The organism is Streptomyces herbicida, assembly GCF_032656585.1.
Classification (GTDB): Bacteria; Actinomycetota; Actinomycetes; order Streptomycetales; family Streptomycetaceae; genus Streptomyces; species Streptomyces herbicida.
Window position 1 is genome coordinate 171,735 of the sequence record NZ_JAUYWJ010000021.1, and the last position, 25,586, is coordinate 197,320.

A 25,586-nucleotide genomic window follows, 5' to 3' on the forward strand; every position below is an offset into this window, starting at 1 on the left:
CTGTGGGCCCTGCACGTCCACTCCCGCGCACCGGAAGGTGATCGATGTGAGCGACCGGCACCACTCCCACGACCATGGCCATGTGCACGCGAACGCCCACGGGCACGGTCATGACCATGGGCACGACCACGACCACACCCACCCCTCGACCGGTCTCCGCCACCGCCTCACCCATCTGCTCACCCCCCACTCCCACGAGACCGCCGACAAGCTCGACCCGGCCCTGGAGTCCTCGGCCCGGGGCATGCGCGCACTCTGGGTCTCGCTGGCGGTGCTGGGCGCGACGGCGCTGGTGCAGGCGGTCGTGGTGGTGGTGTCCGGGTCGGTGGCCCTGCTCGGCGACACGGTGCACAACGCCGCGGACGCGCTGACCGCCGTACCCCTGGGCATCGCCTTCGTGCTCGGCCGCCGCGCCGCGACCCGGCGCTTCACCTACGGCTACGGGCGCGCGGAGGACCTCGCGGGCATCGCGATCGTGCTGACGATCGCCGGGTCCGCGGCCTTCGCGGCCTGGGCGGCGGTGGATCGGCTGCTCGATCCCCGCCCCGTGGCGCAGGTCCCGGCCGTGGCCATGGCCGCCCTGGTCGGGTTCGCGGGCAACGAGTGGGTGGCCCGGTACCGGATCCGGGTGGGCCGGTCGATCGGCTCGGCCGCCCTGGTCGCCGACGGTCTGCACGCCCGAACGGACGGATTCACCTCGCTGGCCGTGCTGCTGGGCGCCGCGGGTTCGGCGCTGGGCCTGCAACTGGCCGACCCGCTCGTGGGGTTGGCGATCACCGCCGCCATCGCGCTGGTGCTGCGGGACGCGGCGCGCGAGGTGTTCCGGCGACTGATGGACGCCGTCGACCCGGCGCTGGTGGACCGGGCGGAACGGGCGTTGCGGGAGGTGCCGGGCGTACGCGAGGTGGGCGAACTGCGGCTGCGCTGGATCGGGCACCGGCTGCGGGCCGAGGTCGCGGTCGTGGTGGACGGCGAGGCGACGGTACGGCAGGCGCACGCCGTCGCCGTCGAGGCCGAACACGCCCTGTTGCACGCCGTCCCGAGGCTCACCGCGGCCCTGGTCCACGCCGATCCGGCACCCGTAGCGGGCGAGGCGGACCCGCATCTGGCCCTGGCCCACCACCTGACGGGCTGAGGCTCGGCCCGCCCGCGGTGCGGCGTCAGGCGATCCCCAGCCCCTCCAGCACCACCGCTCCCGGCAGCTCGGCGAACGCCTTGCCGGGCACGAGCAGCTTGCCGCGCCGGCGTCCGCTGCCGACCAGGACGTAGGGCAGATCGACGACGGCGGAGTCCACCAGCACGGGCCAGCCGTCGGGCAGTCCGACCGGGGTGATGCCGCCGTACTCCATGCCGGTCTCCCCCGTCGCGGTGTCCATCGCGGCGAACGAGGCCTTGCGTGCGCCGAGCTGCCGGCGCACGACCCCGTTGACGTCGACCCGGGTGGTGGAGAGCACGACGCATGCGGCCAGGGTGGTCTCGTCGCCCCGCTTGCCCGCGACCACCACGCAGTTGGCCGACTGCTCCAGCAGCTCGCGGCCGTAGTGCTCGACGAAGACGGCGGTGTCGGCCCACTGCGGATCGGTCTCGACGTAGACGATCTGGTCGGCGGGGACGCTGCCGCGCCACCGGCGTACGGCGTCGGCGACCGGGCGGATCAGCTCGTCCAGGCAGTCGGGGGCCGGTGCGGCGGTGTCGAAGTGTCCGATGGGTGCGCGCATGGCCGCACGCTAACAGCCGTAGGGCGGCCGGCGGCCGGGCATCTCAGGGGACGGGCGGCACCGAGACCGCCATCACCATCTCCATCGGTACGTCGCCGGTGTTGCCGTACGTGTGGGGGGTGTTGGCCTCGAAGGAGGCGCTCGCGCCGGCCGGGACGTGGTAGTCCGTGCCGTCGACGGTGAGCGTCAGCTCCCCGGCCGTGACGTGGACGAGTTCGACCGTGCCGGTGGGGTGCGGGTCGGAGGAGCTGTGCTCGCCGGGCATCAGGCGCCAGTCCCACATCTCCAGCGGGCCGGGGGCCTCGGTGCCCGCGAGGAGCCGGTTGTAGCTGCCGGCGTCCGTGTGCCAGAGCCGTACCGCCTGCTCGGCGGGGACGATCCGGACCTTCGGGCCCTGCTCGTAGTCGAGCAGCGTGGTGATGCTGATGCCGAGCGCGTCGCCGATCTTGACGACGGTGCCGAGGCTGGGGTTGGTGCGGGCCTGCTCGATCTGGATGAGCATGCCGCGGCTGACTCCGGACCGGGCGGCCAGCACGTCCAGGGTGAAGCCGCGCACCGCGCGCCAGTGCTTGACGGTGCGCGCCAGGGACTGGGTCAGCAGATCGAGGTCCGACACTTTCCGTCCAATATTCTGAATGACATAGTTTAATTGAATGAACTACGGTGGGGTGCACCTGATCGTTCACCGAACTGTACTGCGAGGCGACCCGTGACAGCATTCTTCGCCCTGGCCACCAGTCTCCTGTGGGGCCTGGCCGACTTCGGCGGCGGGCTGCTGACACGGCGTACTCCGGCCCTGACGGTGGTGGTCGTCTCCCAGGGGATCGCGGCGGCCGTCCTCGGTGCGATCGTCGTGGCGACCGGTGGCTGGGCCGAGGCCGGTCCCCGGCTGTGGTTCGCCTTCGCGGCGGGCCTGGTGGGCCCGGTCGCCCTGTTCGCCTTCTACAAGGCGCTGGCCCTGGGCCCGATGGGCGTGGTCTCCCCGCTCGCCACACTCAGCGTGGGTGTCCCCGTGGGCGTCGGCCTGTGCCTCGGCGAGCGTCCGGGGCTGCTGCAGGTCGCGGGCATCGCCGTCGCCGTGACCGGTGTGGTCCTCGCGGGCGGGCCCCAGCTCAGGGGCGCGCCCGTGCAGCGGCAGACGATCGTGCTGACGCTCGTCGCGGCGCTCGGCTTCGGCACCGTGTTCGCGCTCATCACCGAGGCCTCGACCACCGTCACCGGCCTGTTCCTGGCCCTGTTCGTGCAGCGGCTGACCAATGTCGCGGTCGGCGGCGCCGCGCTGTACGTGTCGGTCCGGCGCGGCGGCGCCGCCCTTCCCGAGGGCGGCTTCCCGTGGCCCTCGCTGCCCGCGCTCGCCTTCGTCGGCCTCGCCGACGTCGCGGCCAACGGCACCTACTCGGTCGCCGCCCAGCACGGCCCGGTCACGGTGGCGGCGGTCCTCGCCTCGCTCTACCCGGTGGTGACCGCCCTGGCCGCGCGCGGCTTCCTCAGCGAACGACTGCGGGCCGTCCAGGCCGCGGGCGCCGGACTCGCCCTGCTGGGGACGCTCCTGCTGGCGACCGGCTGAGTCAGCCGTCGGCCTCCAGCCGGGCCAGCCGCTCGGCGCCCTCCTCGTCCAGGTCCGCGAGGGCCCGCAGCTGATCCGGGGTGACACCGTCCGGGATCGGTACCGGCGCGGGTGTGCGCAGCGGCGGCTGCCAGCCGTCGTCGGGAGTCCAGCGCCGTACGACCCGGGCCGGCGCCCCGGCGACCACGGCGTGGTCGGGCACCGTCCCGCGCACCACCGCACCGGCCGCCACCACCACGTTCCGCCCGATCCGCGCGCCCGGCAGGATCACCGCGCCCGTGCCGATCCAGCAGCCCGGCCCGATCTCCACCGGCTCCATCCGCGGCCACTGCCTGCCGATGGGCTCGTGCGGATCGTCGTACGAGTGGTTCGTGGACGTGACGTAGACGTACGGACCGAAGTAGCAGTCGCTGCCGATGGTCACCGTGGTGTCGGCGATGACATGGCTGCCGCGGCCCAGGACGACCCCGTCGCCGATGCGCAGGATCGGGTCGGGGCCGAGGTCGAGGTCGGGCATCAGGCCCGCGGTCAGGGTGACCTGCTCGGCGATGATGCAGTGGGAGCCCAGACGGATCCAGGGTTCGCCGAAGACCGTGCCGAGCGGGAAGGCGAGTCTGGTACCTGTTCCCATCGCGCCGAAGCGGAGACGCCCCGGGTGCTCGGCGGTGACGGATCCTGTGCGCTGCACCCAGGCCCAGCCGGCGTGGACCGCCCGCTGGGCGATGCGGCGCCGCCAGGATGAGAACGTGTTCTTGGGCTTGGGCACCCGCTCACGGTACTCAGCGCCGGCTGTGCCCATGAGGCCGGACCGCTGTGATCTTCGCCCCACCGTTTGGCGTACGGTGCGGGGGTACCGAACACGACGGGAGACGGTGATGACGCACAAGGCGCTGATCGTGGGCATCGGCGGCAAGGACCCCGAGATCGACCCGGAGGCGTTCGTCGCGCCCACGGCCTCCGTGATCGGCGACGTGGTCCTGCACGCGGGGGCGAGTGTCTGGTACGGCGCGGTGGTGCGCGGTGACGCCGAGCGGATCACCGTCGGAGCGAGTGCCAATGTCCAGGACAATGTGACCCTGCACGCGGACCCGGGCTTTCCGGTGACGGTCGGCGAGCGGGTCTCCATCGGGCACAACGCCGTGGTGCACGGGGCGACCGTCGGGGACGACTGTCTGATCGGCATGGGGGCGACCGTGCTCAACGGGGCGGTGATCGGCGCGGGTTCCCTGGTCGCCGCGCAGGCGCTGGTGCCGCAGGGGATGGTCGTGCCGCCTGGGTCGCTGGTGGCCGGGGTGCCGGCCAAGGTGAAGCGGGAACTGACCGCCGAGGAGCGGGAGGGCGTCACCCTGAACGGCACGCTGTACGCGGACCTGGCGAAGGCGCACCAGGACGTGCACGGCAAGCCGTGACTCCCTGACGGCGTAGCCCTGGTCGGCGGCCGGGAGGCCCTAGTCGGCGGCCGGGACGGGTTCCTGTTCCGCGGCCCGCTCGGCCGCCGCCTTCTTCGCCTTCCGCTTCAGCACCAGCATCGACGTCAGGCCGATCAGCGCGGCGGCCACCAGGCCCAGATACGAGAAGCGCTTGAGCCAGTCCTCGGCGACCACGCCGACGTAGTAGATGACCGCCGTGGTGCCGCCCGCCCAGCAGATGCCGCCGAGGACGTTGGCGATCAGGAACTTCCAGTACGGCATGTGCAGGACACCCGCGAGCGGGCCGGCGAAGATCCGGAGCAGGGCGACGAAGCGGCCGAAGAAGACGGCCCACATGCCCCACTTCTCGAAGGACCGCTCGGCGGTGGCGATATGGCCCTCGCTGAAGTGCCTGGGGAACTTCTTGCCCAGCCAGCCCAGCAGCGGGCGCCCGCCCTTACGGCCGATCGCGTAGCCGATGGAGTCGCCGACGACGGCACCCAGGGTCGCGCAGGCACCGAGCACGATCGGGTTGATGCCCGAGTGCTGCGAGGAGAGCAGGGCGGCAGACACCAGGACGATCTCGCCCGGCAGCGGGATACCCAGGCTCTCCAGACCGATGACCAGCGCCACCACGGCGTAGACGGCGGCCGCGGGCACGGTGTCGAGCCATTCCTGGACGTGCAACGCCGGTTCCTCCCCTGTCGCGTCCTTGCTTTCCGGGACGTCACCCGTAAGACGCGCCCACAGGAAGGCTACCTGCTCGCCGAGCGACGGCGGCCGGGCAAGCATCCGCACCACGGCACCGTCCCGCCGACGGTCCTTCGGTTCTCGGACATCCGCGTGTCACACGGAACGGGAAAGCTCCCCCGCGGTTCCCCCCGCCGCCTCGCATCTCCCGGTCCCGCCGTGCGGCCCGATGCGGAAGGACGACGTGCCCGTGTCTTCGCTGTCCTCACCGTCCTCGCTCTCCTCGACGTCCCCACTCCGCTCCGACGCGCCCGCGCACCCGATGGCCGCCCGTCCCGTCCGGCTGGCGCTGTGCCTGAGTCCTCTCCTGCTGGCCGGGATCTGGGGACTGACCAACCGTGCCCTCGTCCACGAGGGTGCCGCGCGACTGGTCGCGGCCGACCCCTGGTGGCTGCTGGCCGGCGGGGGCTTCACCTGCCTGGGCTGGGTCGCGGCCTCATGCGTGCGACAGGGCGCCGTGCCGGACCGGCTGCCGCCGGGACTGCTGCTGGCCTCGCAGTTCGCCGCCGGGGCCGCGAACCACGCGCTGCCCGGGGGCATCGGCGCGCACGCCGTCACCGTGCGCTTCCTGCGCGGCCGCGGCGTACCGCTCGACCGCGCCACCGCCTCGATCGCCCTGTACTCCCTGGCCAAGTCCGTCGCCAAGGCGATCGTGCTCGTGGTGTTCCTGGCAACCTCCCCGGCCTGGCGGCGGCTGGGCGAACTGATCCCGGACGGGCGCACGCTCGTGCCGGTGCTGGCCGTCGCCGGCACCGGTGCAGCCCTGGCCGGGGTGGCCCTGACCGTCGTACGTCCGCTGCGCCGCCCGGTGACGGGACTGCTGCGCACCGCACTGGCCGACGCGCGGCTCCTGCACACCCGGCCCTGCCGGGTGCTCGCCCTGTGGGGCGGGGCGGCCGCGATGCCGCTGCTCCAGGGGTGCGTGATCGCCTCGGTCGGGGCCGCGCTGGAGCTGCCGGTCCCCTGGGCGCACGTGGTCCTCGCCTACCTCGCCGCGGGCACCGCAGTGGGGGCGGTGCCCGCGCCCGGCGGCCTCGCGGTGGACGCGGCGCTGGTGTTCACGCTGGCCGCCTTCGGCTCCCCGGTGGCCCTGGCCACGGCGACCGTGATCGGCTTCCGGGTCCTGACGGACTGGCTGCCGCTGCTGCCGGGGGCCCTCGTGCTGTCCGCACTGATCCGCGCCAAGGTGCTCTGAGCCCCGGCTCAGTCGCGCCGGGCCACGAGCCGGTAGGCGTTGGACAGCCCCAGACGGTGCGCGAGGGGCCGTACCGCGAACCGGTCGAGGAGCGTGCCGAGGGCGAGGACGGGCACCCCCGCGAGGACCACGGCGGCGCGCAGCCCGCGCCGGAGCGCGCCCGGCGGTTGCGCCAGCCACGGCGCGTCCTCGCGCGGGGCGGTGTGGTCCAGGGCCAGCCAGACCGCGGCGAGCAGATCCACCGGGTCGTGCGGCTCCGTGTGCTGCTCCGCGACCACTGTGAACCCCAGGTCGGTGAGGCGGCGGCGCAGATTGGCGACGGGCACGAAATGCAGGTGCTGCGGCTGGAGCCAGGGCAGCCACCAGCGGCCCAGGAGGCGGGCGTAGCGGCTCTCCGGGTCCGGGACCTCGATGAGCAGATGCCCGCCGGGCCGTACGACGTCGTACGCGGCACGCAGTTCACGGTCGGGCTCGGTGCTGTGCTCCAGGTAGTGGAACATGCTGACCACGTCGTAGCGGGCGGTGAATTCCGGGGCGAGCTCCGGGAAGGAACCGCGGTAGCCGTGCTCCACCCTTCCCTCGCGTTCGGCGAGCCCGACGCCGTCCGTGAAGTCCAGGCCGTCGAAGACCGTGCCGGGCAGCACCTCGCGGGCGGCCGCGCAGAAGTGGCCGTGACCGGTGCCGATGTCCAGCCAGTTCTTCGGGGTGGGGTCGTGCGGCAGCATGGATTCGGCGCGGCCGCGGTACATCTTGGTCCGCCCGCCGAACGTGCCGCCCATCTTCTGCTCGCCGAGACCGTCGTAGAAGTCGCGGTAGTAGAACTCGAGACCGGCCTCGTTCAGCCGCGGGTTCTGGAAGGTGTGCCCGCAGTCCTCGCACCGGTCGAGCTCGAAGCGGCCCGGCTTGTGCTGGAGCAGATCGGTGGTGCGCAGCCGGGTGGTCAGCCGCTCCGAGCCGCACCAGGGGCAGCTGGTGCGCCGCGGCTCGAAGAACCGGGCCACGCCGTCGGCAAGATCCGCCCGGTATCCGGGGCGCAGGGCGGCGACGCGCGCGGCACGGTCGGTGAGTCGGGCGGACTCGGTGTCGTCCACGGGATCGCTCCCGCCGTTCGGCTGTGTCTTGTCGCTCATCGCGTCTCCGCTCATGGCTGTCGGCTCAGGGCTGTCGACCTGCTCCCGGCTCGTCGGCTCCCGGTCGGTCGTGCTCTCGGCTTGCCCCGAGCCGTTCGAGGTGGGTCGCCGCCGCCCGCGCGCCGCCCGCGGCGCGGAACGCCGTGCGCAGACGGGCGGCCGCCTCGCGGTGGGCGGGTTCGCGCAGAACGGTGTCGAGGGCCGCGCCCAGCCCCGGTGCGGTGACCCGGCCGAACCTGACCCTGATGCCGGCTCCCGCGTCGACCACCTGCGCGGCCACCACGGGCTGGTCGTCGCGGATGGGGGCGACGACCAGCGGAACCCCGTGCCAGAGGGCCTCGCACACCGTGTTGTGCCCGGCGTGGCAGATCACCGCGTCGGCCTTTGCCAGGAGCGGGAGTTGGGGCACGACGGGCAGGATCAGTACGTCGTTGTCGTTGTCGTTGTCGTTGTCGGCGGCGGCGGCGGCGGCCAAGGTACCGCCCGGATCGACGAGCACCGCCTGAACCCGGCCGGCCCGTTCGCGCAGCGCGGTCAGGCACTCGGCGAGAAAGCGGCCCCCGGCGTCGGCGTTGGCGGTTCCGAGGGTCACCAGGACCTTCGCCCGGCCCGGGTCGAGCCACTCCCAGGGAAAGCCGGGCTCGGCCGGACGGTCCGCGATGGAGGGGCCGACGTAGCGGATCGCCTCCCCATTCTCGCCCGTGGGGCCGACGAGTTCGGGCGTGGTGAAGGCGAGGACCAGGTGGGGCGAGAACCGCGGGTCGGCGGTGCCGGAGGGGTCGCCGATCCGTCCCCGCAGTTCGGTCATCCGCTCCCGCAGCCAGGCGGCGACCCTCGGCATGCCGTCGTACGCGCCGGTGAACTCGGCCGACGTGGTCGCGGAGGTGGCCCAGCGCAGACGAAGGCACTCGGCCACCAGGGCGCCGGCGAAGGCCTGTTGGTCGGCGACGACCACGTCCGGCCGGAAGTCCTGCGCTGCCGACCGCACGCCGGGGGCCATCGCGTCGGCGAGCGGCACCAGATACCCCTCCCACAGGAATTTCAGCGCCTCCGGGCCCCGCAGGTCGGGCGGCCGCTCCACGCCGGCGATGCCGTCGCACGGGAACACGTCGGCCTCCGCTCCCGCGAGCCGGCGCACGAGCCCGGGATCTGCGCACGCCCACGCCACCCGGTGCCCGCGCGCGGTGAGTTCGGCCGCGACGCCGACGGTCGGGTTGATGTGTCCGACGAGGGGCGGTACGACGAAGAGGAACGCGCTCACCCGGCCTCGTCCTCCACCGGGCGGATCCCGCTCACCGAGCGGATCAGCTCCAGGACGTGACCTTCGACGGCTCGCGGCGCCTCCACCAACACGGAGTGCTCGTGTCCCGGCAGCACCACGGACCGGTAGTCCGCGACCAGCGTCTTCATCCAGGGAATCAGTTCCACCATGGACGAGTCCCCGCCGTAGATGCCGAGGACCGGGCAGCGTACGGAGCTGATCTGGTCCTCGGTCAGCACCCGGCTGGCCGGGATGTCCCGGCTGAGCGTGGTGTCCCGGGCGAGTTGCGCGGCGCCCTTGGCCAGCCGGGCGAGGTTGCCGTTGTGGTTGGCGGCGATCCAGGCGAGGGCGACGGGCTCGTTGTGTGCCAGCTCGGTCACGAGCCGGCCCAGGAGGCGGTCCAGCTTCGCCGCCCAGGCCGTGGTCGCGGGCTCGGACTCGATCAGGGTCAGGCTGGCCGCTCGCTCGGGGTGGCGGGCCGCCCAGCCGAACGCGACGGTGCCGCCGTAGGAGTTCCCGAGCAGGTGGACGGGGCCGGTGACGTCCAGCCGGTCGAGGATCGTCTCCAGGTCGTCGATGTTGTGGTCGAGGGTGTAGCCGCTCGGCGGGCGTTCGCTGCGGCCGTGGCCGCGGAGGTCGTGCATGACGACGTCGATGCCCGCCGCGGCGAAGGCCGGGGCCACGGTGAAGTAGTAGCTGGCCAGACTGTCGGTGAGTATCCCGTGCACAAGCACGAGGGTCGCGACCGGCGTGCTCCCCTGCCGGGGAAGCATCCTCTGTACGTGCAGCCGGACGTCGCCGGTGTCGATGAACGCCATGGGTCAGCCCGCCTCCGTGGCCTTCAGGCTCTGCACGACGTGCTCGACGAGCCTGCCGACGGTGAGTTCGATGATCTCGTCGAACTCCATGCCGGCCAGGAACTCGGCGAAGTTGACCCTGTCTCCGTACCGCTGCTCCAGAAGGCCGGCCAGGGTGACCAGGTCGATGCTCTCCAGTTCCAGGTCGCGGTTGAACATGGTGGTCATGCCGATCTCGACGTCGTCCTCGCCGCACTCCTCGTCGTACTCCTCCAGGACGATCAGGAGCATGCTCCTGATGTCGGCGAGCACGGCCTCCTCGTCGGCGTGTTCGCTGGTCGGCTGGGTGGGGTTCATCGGCCGTGTTCCTCTCCGGCTTCCGCCGCTTCTTTCGCCTCTTTCGCCTCTTTCGCCTCTGCCGCTTCGGCCGCTTCTGGTACCGGTCCCGTCGTCCAGGCCACGACGTAGTACCGGTCCGGCAGCGTGGAGGGATTGCGGACGGATCGGCAGTGCACCGAGTACACGCGTTCCAGGCGGCCCGAGACCAGCAGGCTGCCGCCGTCCGGGGCCGCGTCGAACACCGCGAAGTCCCGGGGACGTCCGCCGAATCCGGTGCCCTCCGCCTTGGCCACCGCCTCCTTCGCGGCCCAGAACCGGGTGAACCACAGCGGCTCCAGGTCCTCGCCGTCCGCGCACCGGGCGCGCAGCAGCCGGAGTTCGTCGGCGCCCAGGGCGGCGGAAAGGGCCGCCGGATCGCGTTCGGTGACCTCTTCGATGTCGATTCCGGGGCCGGGGCCGGGGGTGAGCGGCCGTACGATCGCCACCGCGGCCTCGGCGCGGTGCGCGAGGGAGACGTCCAGCGCGGGCAGGGCGCGGCCGTGCACACCGGTGACGTACGGGCGGCCCAGGTCGTCGTTGCGGACCCACAGTTCGGCCGGGAAGACGGGCCCCTCGCCGTGTTCCCACAGCCACCGGCGGACCGCGTCCTTGGCGGCGATCCGGCCGAGCAGCCACTGCCGTCGGCCGCGCGGAGCCTGCGCGGCGTACTCGGAACGCTCAGCTCCGCCGAGTGAGTTGCGCATGATCAGCTCGCGCGACGCGAGGTCCGGCCACCGCTCGTGGAGCAGCGACCAGCCGCCGGGGCGCGGTTCGGAGAGGGTGTTGCGCTCGGGGAAGCGTTCGACCGGGCGGGTCTGCGGGTCGTTGTCGAAGCGTCGGTCCTGCCAGCCGGTGAGCTCCGCCCACACCCGGCCCGCGACGGTCAGCTCGACGTCCGCCTCGACGAGGGTGTCGGTGAGCGAGGTGATCCGCACCAGGCACTCGACCTCCGTGCCCGGAACCGGATGCGGCCCGTAGAACCGCATGTGCCGCATCTGCACGGGGAAGACCACGGTGCGCTCGGTGCGCGTCGCCATGATCCAGTAGCCGAGGATCTGGCCGACGTTGTCGAGCAGGGCGCCGGGGGCGGCGGGTGTGGTGATGAGCCCGCGTATGTGTTCCGCGCCGATCGCGGTGAGTTCGGTGACGCCCTGGAAGGCCGGGCCGTGGAACATCCAGCGCTCTTCGTAGAGCTGGGCGGCGGTGTGGCCGGGGGTGCGTTCGGGGCCGCGCGGATCCGTGCGGACCTGGGGCGGGGTGGGGTGGGTCGCGGCCAGTTCGACGACCGCGCGGGCGGTGGGACCGAAGGTCACGGTGAGCTGGTTCGGGTCATGGGGGGTTCGGGTGACGGTGACCGGGACGTCGACGGCGGGCGTCGCGGTGAGCCAGCGGTCGAAGCGCGCCCCGTGCACGGCGACCGCCCGCATGCCGGGGGCGGCCCGTTCCGCCGCGTCCATCATGTGCCGCACGATCGTGGTCGCCGGGACGACGGGCCAGCGGTCGGCCACGTCCGGCCAGCCGGGGCGCTGCGGGAAGAAGCAGTGGTCGAGGAGGTGCGGCATGGTCTGCGGGGACACGTGGAGGGTGGTCTGCCAGGTGTCGGGGGCCGGGGTGGCGACCGACCGGTCCGCAGCCTTGGTGGGCGCCCCGGGCCGGACCGCGGCCGGAACGTGGACCCTGCTCGGTGAGCGATCGGTCGCGCCGATCAGCGCGGCAGCCGTGTCCGCGGTGTCGCGCAGCAGCGCGCTCAGCTCGGCCGCCACGGGGAAGCGTCCGGCCAGGGCGTCGAGGGGGGACGGGCTGGGATCGGCCGCGCCGACGCGTGCGGCTGCTGCCGTCGCCGGGGATGCCGCGCGCAGCTCGGCACGGAGCCCGGCGAGGACCCGGCTCTCCAGGGAGACCAGGGCTCCCCCGAGATCGAGCCGGACCGGTGGGCGCTCCGGGTCGCCTCGGCCGGCCGCCCGGGCGGGAGCGGCGGAGCGGGCGGTGGCGATTGCCGGGGCGGCGAACGACTCGTCGGCCGGGATCGGCAGTGCCGGTGCCACGCTCGCCCCCGCCGTCCACAACGCCGTCGCCACGCAACGGAGTTGGGACAGGCCCGGGCGGTGTGGTGAGTTCGCGGCGACGGCCAGGTGGTCACGGTCGCCCAGGGTGTCGCCGATGAGGGAGGCGAGCCGGCCGGGGCCGGTCTGGACGAAGGCGCGGTGGCCGGCCGCGTACAGTGCCTCGACGAGTTGCCGGAAGCGGACGGGTTCCAGCAGATGCCGGACGAACAGCTCACGGACCGCGGCCTCCCCCTCGGGGAAGGGCGCCGCGGTCGTCCCGGACCACACGGGCACGGTCGGCGGATGGAGCCGGAACCGGCCCGCCGCCTCCTTGATGGGTGACAGGTACGGCTCCAGCATCGGCGTGTGGAACCCGGACCGGAACGGCAGCACCTGGCAGATCACGCCCCGGGCCCGGAAGGACCGTACGAACTCCTCCACCGCACCGTCCGGCCCGCACACCATCGACTGGTTGGGGGCGTTGTCGTGGGAGAGCACGATCCCGGCGCCCGCCCAGTCCTCGCGCAGGGCTTGTTGGACGCGCTCGGCGGACGCTCCGACCGCACCGAAGGTGAGGCCCGGCACGCTCACCGTGTCCGGGTCGAAGTCCGCCATGAACGCATCGACCTGGTCACCGGAGTACAGCCCGGCCACGGCCATCGCCGTCCACTCGCCGACGCTGTGCCCGGCCACCGCGTCCGGAACGACCCCCGTGCGGCGCAGCGCGGCGTCGAGGAGCCGTCCGACGCTGACGACACCGAATCCGTGCCGGCCCACGTCCCCGACCCGCACCTCCTCGTCGGCGGGAGCGAGCGCGGCGAGGCCGAAGTGGTCGGCGATGTCGTCGACGCGGGGCGCGAAGTCGCCTTCGAGGCCGGGGAAGACGAAGGCGAGCCTGCCGTCCGCGCCGCCCAGGAGCGGCCGGGGGCGGAACCACACGTCGCTGCGGCCCTGCCAGATGCGGCCCTTGGCGACCGCCCGGCGGGCCAGGGCGAGCCGCTTGGCGGTCGGTTCGACGATACCGAGGCGGGCCGGGCCCGCGTCCGGGTGCGTGCGGGCGGCGTCGAGCCCGGAGGCGAGGACGGCGGAGTCGTCGGTGTCCAGGGCGGCGGCCAGCCGCTCGGGACTGTGGGCGGCGAGCAGGAGGACGCGCTCGGGTTCGGCGACGGCGACCGTGGCGCGAGGCCCCCGGCTCCGCGTGGACCGCGCGGCCGCGCCGGGTGCTTCCTCCAGCACCACGTGGGCGTTGATCCCCCCGAACCCGAAAGCGTTCACCGCCGCCCTCCGTACCCGCTGCTCCGGGCCGGTCTCCCAGGCAGCCGCCTTCTCCAGCGGGCGAAAGCGGGTGCCCGCGAGGGCGGGGTGCGGGGTGTCGCAGTGGAGCGTGGGCAGCAGGGTGCGGTGGTGGAGGGCCAGCGCGGCCTTGACCAGTCCCGCCACTCCGGCGGCCGGCATGGTGTGGCCGATCATCGACTTCACCGAACCGATCACCGCGCGCTCGTCGCCGAACGCCTCGCCCGGCCCGAACACCGCGGTGAGGGTGGCGAGTTCGGCCGCGTCCCCGGCAGGCGTCGCGGTGCCGTGCGCCTCCAGGAGGCCGACCGAGCCGGGGGCGGCGGGGTCGAGTCCGGCGGCCCGCCACGCCTGGCGCACGGCGTGTGCCTGACCGCCGGGGTCGGGGTTGACGAGTCCGGCCGTACGCCCGTCGCTGGCCACCCCGGTGCCCCGGATCACCGCGTAGACACGGTCGCCGTCGCGCTCGGCGTCCGCGAGGCGCTTGAGTACGACGATGCCGGTGCCCTCGCCGATGAGGATGCCGTCGGCGTCGCGGTGGAAGGGGCGGATGCGCTGGCTCGGGGAGAGCGCGCGCAGTTGGGAGAAGACGCTCCAGAGGGTGATGTCGTGGCAGTGGTGCACTCCCCCGGCCAGCATCAGATCGCAGCGCCCGGAGACGAGTTCGCCGACGGCCTGGTCGACGGCGACCAGCGAGGAGGCGCAGGCCGCGTCGACGGTGTAGGCCGGGCCGCGCAGGTCGAGCCGGTTGGCGATCCGGGACGCGGCCAGGTTGGGGACCAGACCGATCGCGGACTCGGGGCTCGCCGGCCCCAGACGGTCGGTGAACGCCGCACGCACCCGCGCCAGTTGGCCCGGTGTCAGGTCGGGCAGCAGCTCGCCCAGGGTGCGCACGAGCTGGCCCGCGGTGCGGACCCGCTGGTCGAGCCGGACCAGGCCGGGGGTGAGGTAGCCGCCGCGGCCCAGGACGACGCCGACGCGGTGCCGGTCGGGCAGCCGCTCCCCGGCCCCCGCGTCGGCGAGGGCCGCGGCGGCCACGTTCAGCGCGATCAGCTGGTCGGGCTCGGTGCCGGGCACCGAGGCGGGCATGATGCCGTAGCGGGTGACCTCCACCTCGGCCAGGCCGTCCACGAATCCGCCGCGCCGGCAGTACACCTGGTCGGCGACGGCGGGCCCGGTCGCGGAGCCGGGACGGTAGTAGTCGGTGTCCCAGCGGCCCTCGGGCACGTCCCCGATCGCGTCCACGCCGTCCCGCAGATTGCGCCAGTAGGCGTCGAGGCCGGCGGCGCCGGGCAGCAGCACCGCCATCCCCACGATGGCGACCGCCTCCTGACGCATGTCACCACCCCGAGGCGGTGTAGACGACCGCGCGGGCCGACTCCTCGCCCCAGGCGAGCTCCCGCAGCAGAGCCGCGGTGCCCTCTTCGGGGTCGATCAGCCGGATGCCGCGCCGGGCGTACTCCCGGCCCAGCTCCGGACCGACCATGCCGGCGTGCGAGCCGGTGGGTGCCCACGGTCCCCAGTGCACGGTGAGCGCGCGGTGTCCGGTGCGGGCGGCCCAGGCGGCGCCCAGGGTCTCCAGGGCGTCGTTGGCGGCCGCGTAGTCGGCCTGGCCGCGATTGCCGAGGACGGCGGAGATGCTGCCGAACAGGACCGTGAACCCGGCCCCGTTGGGCAGTTCCTCCAGCGCGGTGAGCAGGGTGGCGGCCCCGGCCGCCTTGGTGCCGTACACCCGCTGGAAGGACTCGGCGGTCTTCTCGGCGATCAGCCGGTCCTCGATCACTCCGGCCGCGAACACCACGCCGTCGAGACGGCCGTGCTCGGCATGGATCTCCTTGACCGCCTGGAGCGCGGCGTCCTGCTCTCGGAAGTCCACGGCGTGGTAGCGGACCCGGCTGCCGAGCGCGGTGAGTTCCGCCAGCGTCGCGGCGATCTCCCGCTGGGCGAGGATCAGTTCGGCGGCCCGGTTGACCTCGGAGGGTCTGAGCGAGCCACCGGCGGCGAGGACCGCCCGCAGTTCGGCCGGGGTGCGCGCGGCGGCGGTCCGCGGGTCCTCGGGGCCGGTGGCCGCGGGCGTTCTGCCCAGCAGCTCGATGCGGCAGCGGCAGGCCGCGGCGAGCGAGGCCGCGAACTTCGCGGTGATCCCGCGGGCACCGCCCACGAGCAGCACGACGGAGTCCCGGTCCAGGCCGAGCGCGGCGGCCTCGGCGGCACCGTCACCGGCCGGTCCCGCGCCGGTGCTGCCGAGCGTGCCGAGGGGAGCCTCGACGAGCTCGTATCCGTGCCGGCCGGAGGCAGTGCGCAGGACGACGGGTGCCGGGTCGGGTGCGAGCAGTTCGGCGAGCAGCGCGTCCGCGACGGCGGAGCCGCCCGTGTCGGCAAGGGCGACGGTCCGGGCGACCGTCTCCGGGTATTCGCGGACGACGGTGCGGAACAGACCGTCCAGCCCCGCCGCCCGCAGCGCGTCCTCACCGTCGGCCGGCCGTACGGCCAGCAGCCAGCGCGGCCCACGCGCCAGGGCGGCCTTCAGCACGGGGAAGGCGTCGGGCAGGACCGGCAGCTCGGCACCCGGCAACGCCCCCATGTACAGCACGCCGTCCACCACGCCGTCCGCCTCGGTCAGCAGGTGCTCCGCTTCGAAGCTCACCGCCTCGGCGCCGTGGGGAGCGAGCCGCACCGCGATCTCCGGCGCCGCGCCGCCTCCGTCACCGAGCACGACGAACCGCTTCCCGGACAGGACGGAGGCCGGATCCACCGGGCCGTCCGGCTGTCCCAGCGGCACCGGGCGGAGCTGAAGTCTCTTCGGCGCGACCCCGACGACCTCCTCGGTCAACACTCCTCCGGGGCTGGGCACTTCGGACCGGACGGCCCTCCGCTGCCCGGCCCCGCCCAGCCGCGCCGCGAGCCAGCCCGTCACGGCCGCCGCCGTACGCGCCTTGGCCAGCTGCTCCAACTCCGCGTCGTCCAGGGCCATGGCATCCGCCCCGGCACCGATGCCCAGCCGCTTGGCGAGTTCGCCCGCTATCTCGGCCCGCTTGATCGAGTCGATGCTCAGGTCCGCCTCCAGGTCGAGGTCGGGCTCGATCATGTCGACGGGGTAGCCGGTGCGCTCACTGATGATCTCCAGGACGACGCGTTCCACATCGGCTTCCCGGTCGGCCGCCGGGTCCGCGCCGGTGCCGGTGGCGGCCGGGGCGGGCTCAGGGACCGGCTGTGGGACCACGTGTGGGACCGGCTGTGGGGCGGCGCCGAGCTCGGCGGGCTGGATCTGGGGCGCCGCCAGGGGGCCGGGCACCGCGGATGCCGGCACGGACCGGCCCGGCACCGCGCCCAGATAGGTGAGCAGCACATCGCGCTGGGCGGCGATCATCTCCCGGCTCGTGCGCAGGAATTCGGAGATCAGCGCGTCCTGGCCGGCCGGGACGCCGTACGGGTGGTTCGTCGTCACAGTCGTCTCCACGACTCGTCGGGCCGGCGCCAGGGCACCGGGAAGGAGTTCTCCGGCGGCGGTGCGGACCAGGTGTCCGTCCACCGTCCAGCCGGGTCGCTTCGGTGCCGGGGTGCGGACGGCGTCGACGGCATCACGCCCCCGGAAGAGCCGGCCGGTGCCCACCGGCCGTCCCGCGACGGCCAGTTGGGCGAGTGCGTCGAGCCAGCCGCGCAGCCCGCTGCCCTCGCGGGGCTCGCAGGCGACGGTGCGATGCGGCCGCTCGCCCAGGATCTGCTCGACCAGCCGGGTGAGGACCGTGCCGGGTCCCGCCTCGACGAAGATCCGTGCCCCCGCTTCGTACATCGCCTCGATCTGGGCGGCGAAGGCGACCGGCGCCCCGATCTGGGCGGCCAGCTCCGCGCGCACCGCGTCGGGGTCCGACGCGTAGGGGGCGGCCGTACGGTTGGACCAGACCGGGAACTCCGGCGGGCGTACGGTCCAGTCCCGGAGGACCTCGGCGAACCGCTCGCCCGCACCCGCCACCAGCGGGCTGTGGAAGGCGCAGGCGACCGGGATGCGCTTGGCGCCGAACCCGGCCTCGCGCAACAGCCGTACGGCGAGGGCGACTTCCTCGGCCGGGCCGGAAATCACCGTCTGCTGGGGTGAGTTGCGGTTGGCGAGGACGACCGATGCGGGCGCTCCGGCCGTGTGCAGAGCTGCTTCGACGTCCGCGGCGCCGGCGGAGACGGCGGCCATGGTGCCGGGGTCGTCGCCTGCCGCCGCGAGGATGGCCGAGGCCCGCTCGGCGCTCAGTTCCAGGAGCGTCTCGGGGTCGAGGGCGCCGGCCGCGCACAGGGCGACCAGTTCGCCGTAGCTGTGCCCGGCGGACATGTCCGGCCTCACACCCGCCGCGGTGAGGAAGGCATGGGCGGCGAGGCCGGTGATGCCGAGGGCGGGCTGGGCGGCCCGGGTGTCGGTGAGCTCGGCCCGCCGGCGCTCACGGGCCGCGTCGTCGAAGGCGGCGGGCGGGTAGAGCCGGTCGGCGTGAGCCCGGCCGAGCTCAAGGTAGTGCTGCAGTTCGGGGAAGGCGATGAAGAGGTCGGCGAGCATGCCGGGGCGCTGGCTGCCCTGGCCCGGGAAGAGGAAGGCGACCTTGCCCTCGTCGTCCGCCGCCGCGTCGGCCAGATGGATGCCCGCGGCCGGGTCGTGCTCCCCGGCCAGAGCCCTGCGCAGCTGCCGGATCAGACCGTCCACGTCCGTCGCCACGACCGCCGCCCGCACCGGATCCGGCGAGGCGTCGGAACGCCGGGCCGCGCTCAGCGCGAGATCACGCAGCCGCCAGGGACGGCCTTCGGACTCGGCGGCCCGCAGGACCGCCTCGATCGCACGGCCGGCACTCGCCGCGTCCCTCCCGCGGAAGGTGAACAGCTCGGCCGGCCATTCGTCCAGGCCCTGCTCCGGAGGCACGGCATCGGCGTAAGCCCCGAGCACCACGTGGAAGTTGGTCCCGCCGAAGCCGAACGCGCTCACTCCGGCGACGCGTTCGCCCGCCGGAGCCGCCCACGGTTGGGCCCGCGTGTGGAAGGCGAAGGGGCTCGTGCCCTCCTCCCACGCCGCATTGGGGCTCTCCAGGTGCAGGGTGGGCGGCCGCACGCCGGTGTAGAGCGCCAGGGTGGTCTTGATCAGACCCGCGAGACCGGCGGCGCACTTGGTGTGCCCGATCTGCGACTTGACCGAGCCCAGTGCACATCCGCCGGGCTGAGCCCCGGCCTTGGCGAACACCTCGCCGAGAACGGTGAGTTCGGTTCGGTCGCCGACGACGGTCCCGGTGCCGTGGGCCTCCACCAGACCGACCGCGGCGGGCGAGACACCTGCGTTGCGGTACGCCCGTTCCAGCGCGGCCCGCTGTCCCTCGGGCCGGGGCGCGGTCAGGCCGAGGTAGCGGCCGTCGCTGGACGAGCCCAGCCCCTTGATCACGCCGTAGATCCGGTCGCCGTCGCGTTCGGCGTCCGCCAGCCGCTTGAGGACGACGCAGGCGACGCCCTCGCCGAGCGCGATCCCGTCGGCCGACCCGTCGAAGGCCCGCGACCGGCCCGTCGGGGAGAGCGCGTGCACCGACGAGAACAGGACGTAGTCGTTGATGCCGTTGTGCAAGTCGGCGCCGCCGCACAGGACGACGTCGCTGGTGCCCGCCGTGAGTTCCTTGCACGCGACGTCCACCGCGGCCAGCGAGGAGGCGCAGGCCGCGTCCACGGTGTAGTTGGCCCCGCCGAGGTCCAGCCGGTTGGCGATCCGGCCCGAGACGACGTTGGCGAGCATGCCGGGGAAGGAGTCCTCGGTCAGCCGGGGCAGCTGCTCCTCGAGCCCGTCGGGCACCTTGCCGTAGTACGACGGCAGTACGGCACGCAGGGTGACGGCGTTGGACAGGTCGCTGCCCGCCTCGGCCCCGAACACGACAGAGGTGCGCGAGCGGTCGAACCCCCGCCCCCGGTCGCCGTATCCGGCGTCCTCCAGGGCGCGCCGGGCGGCCTCCAGCGACAGCAGCTGGACGGGCTCGATGCTGCCGAGCGAGGCGGGCGGGATGCCGTAGGCGAGCGGATCGAAGGGGATGCGCGGCAGGAAGCCGCCCCACTTGGACGTCGTGGTGCCGTCGGCGTGGTGCAGGTCGGGATCCCAGCGGTCGTGCGGGACCTCGGTGACGGAGTCGTGGCCCGCGACGACGTTCGCCCAGAAGGAGGCCAGATCGGGGGCCTGCGGGAACATACAGGCCATGCCGATGACAGCGATGTCGAGCGGTGCGGGCTCGGCCGCTCCCGCGGTCCGGTCGGCTCCCAGCCGTCGGCCCAGCTCCTGCGTACGGGAGGCGAGGAAGTCGGCCGCGCCGTCGGTCACCGAATGGTGCAGCGCCTGGATGGTGGTCGTCGCGGAGCGCAGCACGGCCACCTCCCCGGCCATGAACATGCCTTCGTCCAGCTGGCGTTGCTCAGCCACGGGCGCGAGCTCGCCGCCGTCGGTCCGGTCGACGCCCTTGCTGGCGATGCGCAGCCGTCCGACATTGAGCCGCTCCAGCTCCTCCCACACGCGCCGGTCCGGCACGCCCTGAGCGCGCAACTCGGCTTCGCGCTCCTGGTAGTTCAGGGTGAACGGGCTGGGGACGCAGCGGGTGGCGTGGCCGGGAGCCGTCTCCAGCAGAGCGGTGGCCCCGGCCGCCACGACCTGTCTCTGGAAGAGGGGCTGTATCGCGCCTCGGTCCACCACCTCCTCGGTGAACAGATAGGCGGTGCCCATCAGGACGCCCACGGCGGCTCCGCGGTCGGTGAGCGGTGCGGCGAGCGCCGCGACCATCGCCGCGGAGCGCTCGTCGTGGACGCCACCCGCGAAGAACACCTCGATCCGCCGGACCGCGTCGTCGTCGGCGTCGGCCAGGAAGTCCTCCAGTACGGCGACTTGGGCTTCCCACAGCGGGAAACTGGCCCGCGGTCCGACGTGTCCGCCGCACTCGGAGCCCTCGAAGACGAATCTGCGGGCTCCGGCCTCGAGGAACTGCCGTAGCAGCCCGGGCGAGGGCACATGCAGGAAGGTATTGATTCCGGCCCGCTCCAGCGCCTCGGCCTGGGCGGGCCGGCCGCCCGCGATGATCGCGTGGCTGGGCCGCAGCTCCCGTACGGCCTCGAGCTGGGCGCTGCGGATCTCCTCGGGCGCGAACCCGAGCACGCCGACGCCCCAGGGTCGCCCGTCCAGCGCGACGCGCGTCTCCTCCAGCATCGCCCGCGCCTGCGCTCCGTCGGCCAAGGCCAACGCCAGGAAGGGCAGCGCACCGTGCTCGGCGACGGCGGCGGCGAACCCCGACCGATCACTGACCCGGGTCATCGGCCCCTGCGCCACGGGCAGCCGTGTCCCGAGGGCCCGGCTCATGTCCGAGCCGGGCCGCAGCGCGCGGGCGGGCGCGGGGTCGGCGGACCGAAGGGGCAGGGTCTGCCTGATCGCGGTCGTCAGTCCGCGCAGCGTCCGCCCCACGTCCTGCCAACGCTCCGCGAAGCGTGCCGCGAGGAAGCCGTCCTGGCCCACCGGCAGCAGCCGGGTGTGCGGGTCCTGGGCGCCCAGCAGCGCGGCGACGGCGGCGGGGTCGTCGGCGGGCGGGTGTGGCGCGTCGGGGCCGCGGCGGTGCAGTACCCGGTGACCGGCGATAACGACGGTCTCCGAGCCGTCGAGGGAGCGAAGTGCGGCCGCGGTCGCCTCGGGCAGCGTCGACTCGGCCAGCAGGGCCAGTTGCGTGTCGAGGACGACTCCGGCCGCCCCACCGGCCACGGCGGCGGCCGCCGTACGTGGTCCGATGCCGCCGCACGCCCAGACCGGCACGTCCAACTCCGGCTCGGCGAGCAGCTGTTGCAGCAGTACGAAGGTGCTGAGCTGCCCGATCCGGCCGCCGCTCTCGCTGCCGCGGGCGATGAGCCCGTGCGCTCCCGCACGGACCGCGTCCCGCGCCTCGTCCAGGTCGGTGACCTCGGCCAACACCCGGTGGCCTGCGGCGACTTCGGCGAGCGGCCACGGGGCGTCGGTCGTGCGGACCACGGTGTCGACCGTCGCGATGTCCTCGGGCCGGATCCCGCACCGGCCCGTGACCCGCACCCCGAACGGGCCCGGCGCCATTCGTCTCAGGCGCCCGAGGGCTTCACGTGATCTTCGGTCGCCGTTCCCGAGGTCGAGGATCCCGAGTCCGCCGGCCCGGCAGACCGCCGCGGTGAGCCTGGCATCGGGTTCTCCGAAAGGGGTGATGCAGATGATCAGGTCCAGAGCGCGCGCAGCAGACGTCATGATGCTCCGAATAATCGGTAAGACAGCACGGTGGGGGGTTTGTGCGACGTGGAAACGCTGGTGCGGGGCCACCGGAAACTAGCGACTCATTACTGACGGGTCAATAACGATGCAGCCATTCCGCTTGCGGTGGAATCAATTCGGCCAGGGGACGAGAGTCGACGCAAGAGCCGAAAATCCGAGCAATCCCCATCCACCGTCCGGCCGTCCGCACCACGAGCCCCAGGCACCACAACGCCACAAGCCCGTCAAAGCGTCCGGCGGATTCACCCGCCACTCACCCGTCCGCAACACGGCGGGCAGCCGGACCGAGCTCTGTTAATTCCGCATGACTTCGGGCTCGTGGCTCGATCGATGCGCCCCGAAACCACGGCCGCACGAGCACACCCCGACCTCATGGCAGCCTGACAGAAACCTGTCGGCGGCTGAATTCCATTCAGTCAAACGTGAATCATGGAAAAATCTTGTAAATCCTTGAAGAAACGGCCGGGGAACGCCCGTCCCCCGGCCGCCGCGCCGACGGTACGGGCGTCAGGGCATCGAGGAGGGGCGCGACCACGTCCTTGACCGGCGCCGGCCGCTCCGGCGCCGGTCCGCCGTTGTCGCAGCAGCCGACCTGCGCGATCCCTGCGCCGTACCGCTCCTGAGTCTGCCCGGACTTGCCGTGCGGGGTACCCGCCGTCGGCGGCTCGGGGGTGGCTGGCTCCTTCGGCCGCGGCTGCTCGGGGCGGCTCTGCGCGGGCGCCTTCCGCTCCGTCCGGTCGGCTCCGGGCTCCAGCATCCACCGCTGCCTCTGGGCACCGTCCCGCTTCGTCACGACCACATGGGTGCCCGCCTTGCCCGAGCCCGGGGCGACGAGGAGTCGCTCGTGCCGGCGCAGGAGGAGTTCACCGCGCTCGGTCAGGTCGTAGGACGCCTCGTCCTCGTGCTCAGCGCAGCCGGACAGAAGGACCTTCCGGGCTTGGGGGTCGGCAGCGAGGCAGAGGGTGGGGTCGGCGGCGCTGCGCAGCATTCCGTCGCGCTGGTAAGACCACTGCTGGGACCCCGCGGACGAGCACGCCGCGAGCACGGCCCCCGTCCCCGCCACGACCCGACCGCCCTCGACGTCGAGGCAAAGTCCGGTGGCGGGGCTGCGCAATCCGCCGTGGGCGACCTCGACGGGCTCACTCGCGGAGGCGGCGGACGGGGAGGCGACGACGGACGGCGCGCGGGTGGTGCCGGACCGGGCGGAGCCGCCGCCGGAGGCTCCCCAGGTGTCGCCGGGTCCGGAGACACCGTTGAGGCCGTCGGACCAGCCCTTGACCACCAGCACGGTCGCGAGCAGCACAAGGCAGGTGAGACCGACGCCGACGGCCACCGCCATCCGTCGCGTCCGGTTTCGGCCCCCGGACGCCGGCCGTACGACCTCCGGGTGCACGACCTCTGGGCGTGCGGCCTCCGGCGCGGGCGGCAGCTCCTCGACGGCGCCGCGTCCCGGGCGCGAGTCGAGATAGCGGCGGGCGCCCCAGCCGAGCACCGTCTCGGCGAGCAGGATCTCCAGTCCGCCCTCGAAACGGCCGAGCTGTTCCGCGGCTTGGCGGCAGTACCGGCACACCGTCAGATGCTGTTGCACATCGGGCAACAACGAGCCGTCGCGGCGAATGGAGATGTCCAGGAGGCGGTTGTAGTAACGGCATTCCACGGTGGGCGCGAGTTCCCGGTGGGCGCGCACCAGTCCCGTCCGGAATTGTTCACGCGCCTGCTCCAGCGTGGCCGCGGCGGCAGAGCTGTCCACACCCAACAGGCCGGCGGGAATGGATATCGGCTCCGCCTCGACCTCGCTGTGCCACAGCAGACATTGGGCCGCTGCGGGAAGGGCCCGGAAAGCGCGCTCCGCGAGTTGCCGCCTTTCGGGGGTGCCCGACATCACCGCGCGTAGACCGCGACCGCCGGTGGGTTTGCGCAGTTCGGGCAGGACCACGCAGATGCCCTCGTCGGCGGCCCACTCCCGGACGGTCTCCCGCACGGCCACGAGGAGCTGCGGGCGCAGCGCGCCGCCGGTCGTCCCGCCCGCCAGCCGACCGAGCACACGGTTGAAGGCCGTGGTGGCGACGAACTGGGCAGCACCGGTGGCGGAGGCGAGGCAGACGACCGCGTAGTCGCAGGTCGCCCGCCAGTGCCGGGCCAGCAGTAGGGCGACGGCACGATGGCTGCCGTCGCCCTGGGCGCCGAGTTGCGCGACGAGGTTGCGATCGGACCGGGACTGCACGGAACCATTTCCTTCCAAGCCGAAGGACGACACAAGGAATGGCGCCCCGTCGGAAAGCAGTGCCTGTTCGGTGCGTACCTTTTGGTGCGTACCTTTAAGGGCGGGCCTTCCCGTCCGGGCCCGGCCCCTGCCCTCCCAAGCGGAGGCTCACCTTCGCACACCCGACTCGCAGGTAACAAGAAGTTCGAGTGGCCCAAGTGCAGGGTCCGGGGAATTCAAGATGAGTTACCGGCGGTATCCGTACCGGTATTCGAAGAGTTGGTTACTCAAGGCTCAACTTGTGTGCACGGAAAGCCAGATGGCGCACCAAATCTTCAACGGTCCGACCGGAAGCGGAACACACTCTTCCACAGCGGACCCCCAGGTTTCTCCCCGCGTTCTCTCATCCCCGTGCGCCAGCATGGGCCGCATGATCGCCCCGCGCTCCTCAACCGCCCCCACGCCCCCGCCTACCGTCCGCAAGGCGGTCGTCCCGGCCGCCGGACTCGGCACCCGCTTCCTGCCCGCGACGAAGGCGACGCCGAAGGAGATGCTCCCGGTCGTCGACAAGCCGGCCATCCAGTACGTCGTCGAGGAGGCCGCCGCGGCCGGGCTCGACGACATCCTGATGGTCACAGGACGCCACAAGCGCGCCATCGAGGACCACTTCGACAACGCCTTCGAGCTGGAGCAGGCGCTCGCGGCGAAGGGCGACACGGTGCGGCTGGACGCCGTGCGGGACCCCGCGCGCCTGGCCGACATCCACCACATCCGCCAGGGCGACCCGCTCGGCCTCGGCCACGCCGTGCTCTGCGCCCGCCATCACGTGGGGAACCAGCCCTTCGCCGTCCTCCTCGGCGACGATCTGATCCACCCGCGCGAGACCCTGCTCAGCCGGATGCTGGACGTGCGCGACCGGCACGCAGGCAGTGTGGTCGCACTGATGGAGGTCGACCCGTCGCAGATCCACCTCTACGGCTGCGCGGCCGTGGAACCGACCGGCGAGGCGGACGTGGTTCGCGTGACGGGCCTCGTGGAGAAACCCGCACCCGAGGCCGCCCCCAGCACCTACGCGGTGATCGGCCGCTATGTCCTCGACCCGGCCGTCTTCGACGCCCTGGAACGCACCCCGCCCGGCCGCGGCGGCGAGATCCAGCTGACCGACGCCCTCCAGGAACTCGCCTCGGGCGGCACGGTCCACGGCGTGGTCTTCGACGGCCTGCGCTACGACACCGGCGACAAGGCCGACTACCTGCGCACGGTGGTCCGCCTGGCCTGCGACCGCCCGGACCTGGGTCCTGGATTCGTGGCCTGGCTCAAGGAGTTCGTCGGCAGCCTGGAGGACACCGGCCCGCAACGGGAGGAGGAGCGGCGTCAGGCCGCCTGAGAGTTCATCGCGCGGGGGTGTTGCCGACGCCGTACACGCGCAGGCCCCGGCCGAATCGGCGCTTTCTAGGGGTCGTTGCAACACGTGGTCGTGTTGATCAGGCCGCGAGCAGTTTATGCAGGCGCTCGGCTGGGGTTTCCCAGCCGAGCGTTTTGCGTGGGCGGCCGTTCAGCTCGGCGGCCAC

The 25,586-nt window shown here is 73.2% G+C and carries 16 protein-coding genes; 5 read left to right on the forward strand and 11 right to left on the reverse strand.

What is annotated here, in order from left to right; translation table 11 throughout:
• Positions 1-46 precede the first annotated feature (46 nt).
• The gene (locus Q8A52_RS36055) at positions 47-1,135 is read left to right on the forward strand and encodes a cation diffusion facilitator family transporter (protein WP_316759311.1); all 1,089 of its coding nucleotides are present in this window, start codon (positions 47-49) and stop codon (positions 1,133-1,135) included.
• A gap of 25 nt (positions 1,136-1,160) precedes the next feature.
• Here Q8A52_RS36055 and Q8A52_RS36060 read toward each other — a convergent pair whose 3' ends face one another.
• Both Q8A52_RS36060 and Q8A52_RS36065 read right to left on the reverse strand, forming a co-directional pair.
• Entirely contained in the window at positions 1,161-1,718 is a 558-nt protein-coding gene (locus Q8A52_RS36060; protein WP_316759313.1) for a YbaK/EbsC family protein, read from the reverse strand.
• A gap of 43 nt (positions 1,719-1,761) precedes the next feature.
• Positions 1,762-2,334, reverse strand: coding sequence for a helix-turn-helix domain-containing protein (locus Q8A52_RS36065; protein ID WP_316759316.1), 573 nt, complete (start codon positions 2,332-2,334; stop codon positions 1,762-1,764).
• Between the two features lie 93 nt (positions 2,335-2,427).
• Between Q8A52_RS36065 and Q8A52_RS36070 the strand changes: the two genes are divergently transcribed.
• The gene (locus Q8A52_RS36070) at positions 2,428-3,285 is read left to right on the forward strand and encodes an EamA family transporter (protein ID WP_316759318.1); all 858 of its coding nucleotides are present in this window, start codon (positions 2,428-2,430) and stop codon (positions 3,283-3,285) included.
• A 1-nt stretch (position 3,286) separates the two neighbouring features.
• Here the strand turns inward: Q8A52_RS36070 and Q8A52_RS36075 are convergent, their stop codons facing one another.
• Positions 3,287-4,084: an acyltransferase gene (locus Q8A52_RS36075; RefSeq protein ID WP_316759320.1), complete on the reverse strand. Its 798-nt coding sequence runs from the start codon at positions 4,082-4,084 to the stop codon at positions 3,287-3,289.
• Positions 4,085-4,160: 76 nt separating this feature from the next.
• Here Q8A52_RS36075 and Q8A52_RS36080 point away from each other — a divergent pair, with 76 nt between their 5' ends.
• Complete coding sequence (locus tag Q8A52_RS36080; protein ID WP_316759322.1) at positions 4,161-4,694, forward strand: gamma carbonic anhydrase family protein; 534 nt, start codon at positions 4,161-4,163, stop codon at positions 4,692-4,694.
• Positions 4,695-4,733: 39 nt separating this feature from the next.
• On the opposite strand, the gene Q8A52_RS36085 is transcribed toward Q8A52_RS36080, so the two are convergent.
• A complete protein-coding gene (locus Q8A52_RS36085) occupies positions 4,734-5,381 on the reverse strand; it encodes a DedA family protein (RefSeq protein ID WP_316759359.1) in 648 nt (215 codons plus the stop codon).
• A 232-nt stretch (positions 5,382-5,613) separates the two neighbouring features.
• Here Q8A52_RS36085 and Q8A52_RS36090 point away from each other — a divergent pair, with 232 nt between their 5' ends.
• Positions 5,614-6,639, forward strand: coding sequence for a lysylphosphatidylglycerol synthase transmembrane domain-containing protein (locus Q8A52_RS36090; protein WP_408649310.1), 1,026 nt, complete (start codon positions 5,614-5,616; stop codon positions 6,637-6,639).
• A gap of 8 nt (positions 6,640-6,647) precedes the next feature.
• On the opposite strand, the gene Q8A52_RS36095 is transcribed toward Q8A52_RS36090, so the two are convergent.
• The 7 genes from Q8A52_RS36095 to Q8A52_RS36125 all read right to left on the reverse strand — a co-directional run bounded on the left by Q8A52_RS36095 (position 6,648) and on the right by Q8A52_RS36125 (position 24,036).
• Positions 6,648-7,769 carry a class I SAM-dependent methyltransferase gene (locus tag Q8A52_RS36095; protein ID WP_316759327.1) on the reverse strand — a complete coding sequence of 374 codons (1,122 nt, stop codon included), beginning with the start codon at positions 7,767-7,769 and terminating at the stop codon, positions 6,648-6,650.
• A 25-nt stretch (positions 7,770-7,794) separates the two neighbouring features.
• A complete protein-coding gene (locus tag Q8A52_RS36100; RefSeq protein ID WP_316759329.1) occupies positions 7,795-9,030 on the reverse strand; it encodes a glycosyltransferase in 1,236 nt (411 codons plus the stop codon).
• Positions 9,027-9,848 carry an alpha/beta fold hydrolase gene (locus tag Q8A52_RS36105; protein ID WP_316759332.1) on the reverse strand — a complete coding sequence of 274 codons (822 nt, stop codon included), beginning with the start codon at positions 9,846-9,848 and terminating at the stop codon, positions 9,027-9,029. Before Q8A52_RS36105 ends, Q8A52_RS36100 begins: the two co-directional genes overlap by 4 nt.
• A gap of 3 nt (positions 9,849-9,851) precedes the next feature.
• A complete protein-coding gene (locus Q8A52_RS36110) occupies positions 9,852-10,184 on the reverse strand; it encodes a phosphopantetheine-binding protein (protein WP_316759335.1) in 333 nt (110 codons plus the stop codon).
• Entirely contained in the window at positions 10,181-14,881 is a 4,701-nt protein-coding gene (locus tag Q8A52_RS36115; RefSeq protein WP_316759337.1) for a polyketide synthase, read from the reverse strand. The genes Q8A52_RS36110 and Q8A52_RS36115 overlap by 4 nt, the downstream gene beginning before the upstream one ends.
• Position 14,882: 1 nt before the next feature.
• A complete protein-coding gene (locus Q8A52_RS36120; protein ID WP_316759339.1) occupies positions 14,883-21,788 on the reverse strand; it encodes an SDR family oxidoreductase in 6,906 nt (2,301 codons plus the stop codon).
• Between the two features lie 451 nt (positions 21,789-22,239).
• Positions 22,240-24,036, reverse strand: a complete 1,797-nt coding sequence (locus Q8A52_RS36125; protein ID WP_316759340.1) for an RICIN domain-containing protein — start codon at positions 24,034-24,036, stop codon at positions 22,240-22,242.
• A gap of 409 nt (positions 24,037-24,445) precedes the next feature.
• Here Q8A52_RS36125 and galU point away from each other — a divergent pair, with 409 nt between their 5' ends.
• Positions 24,446-25,402, forward strand: a complete 957-nt coding sequence (galU, locus tag Q8A52_RS36130; RefSeq protein ID WP_408649311.1) for a UTP--glucose-1-phosphate uridylyltransferase GalU — start codon at positions 24,446-24,448, stop codon at positions 25,400-25,402.
• The last annotated feature ends 184 nt before the right edge of the window (positions 25,403-25,586 follow it).